This window comes from Pseudomonas sp. GW823-FHT06B06, from assembly GCF_058795195.1.
On the sequence record NZ_JBXAHO010000093.1, the window covers coordinates 1 to 1,296 of the forward strand.

General features: G+C 57.4%; 1 protein-coding gene. It reads left to right on the forward strand.

Going from position 1 to position 1,296, the window contains the following annotated elements; genetic code table 11:
* Positions 1 to 38: 38 nt before the first annotated feature.
* Positions 39 to 1,296: IS1182 family transposase (locus AC1Q8Q_RS32125; protein ID WP_492615964.1), on the forward strand; the 1,258-nt coding region annotated here is incomplete at its 3' end.

Here is a 1,296-nt window from a genome sequence, read left to right on the forward strand (position 1 = left end):
GCAAAATCTCTACATTGGCCAGCAGGGAAGCACGCAGCATGATGGGACAGTTATCGAGTGGGCAGGAACGGCTGTTTTACTCGTTCAACCTTGAAGACCACATCCCCGCCAATCACCCTCTGCGTAGCATTGATCGGTGTCTCGATCTGAGCGACTTGCGCCATTACCTCGCCGATTTTTACAGCCCGATTGGGCGTCCGTCGATTGATCCCGAACTGATGATCCGCATGCTGATCGTGGGCTATTGCTACGGCATTCGCTCAGAGCGTCGGCTGTGCGAAGAGGCCCATTTGAACCTGGCGTATCGCTGGTTCTGCCGGTTGAGCCTTGAAGATGAAGTCCCCAATCACTCGACCTTTTCCAAAAATAGACACGGCCGTTTTCGGGACAGCGATCTGTTTCGCTGGCTGTTCAATGAAGTGCTGCGTCGTTGCATGGACGCCGGCCTGGTCAAGGGCGAAGGCTTTGCCGTGGACGCCAGCATCATCAAAGCGGATGCCAGCCGGCAGCGCGGCGTACCGGGTGATGAACCGGTCAACTGGAGCGATCCAGCTCTGAGCACCCGCGCCGTGCGTGAGTATATTGAGGCACTCGATGAAGAGGCTCTGGCCGAAACGCTACCGAAGCGCCTATCGCTGACTGATCCTCAAGCCCGCTGGACCGCAGCTCCAGGTGGCCCAGCGTTCTACGCTTACTCCACGAATTATCTGATCGATACCGAGCACGGCGTGATCATGGATGTGGAACCCACACCTGCTCATCGAACCGCAGAAGTCGAGAGCACCAAGACGATGATCGATCGGGTCGAAGCGCAGTTCGACATCAAGCCGGAACGCCTCATTGGCGACACCGCTTACGGTACCGCGCCGATGCTGGCCTGGATGGTGGAGGAAAAGGACATCGAGCCACATGTGCCGGTGTGGGACAAAACCGAACGCAAGAACGACAGTTTTTCGAGCAACGATTTCCGCTGGAATGAAGAGACTGAGGAATACTGCTGCCCGGCTGGCAATGCATTACGTAGCGAATGGCGAGCCTTCAAGAACGAGCGTTCGCACGTCACCAAAGCCAACACCATCATCTTCCGATCCAGGCAGACCGACTGCGTCGCCTGTCCGATGAAAGCCAAGTGCTGCCCGAACACTGCGTTCCGCAAGATCGCCCGCAGCATCCATGAAGCCGCGCGCGATGTGGCTCGGCGAATCGCGGCGACACCTGCGTACGTGCGCTCTCGCCACGAACGTAAGAAGGTCGAAATGTTGTTTGCCCACCTCAAGCGCATCCTGAAACTGGATC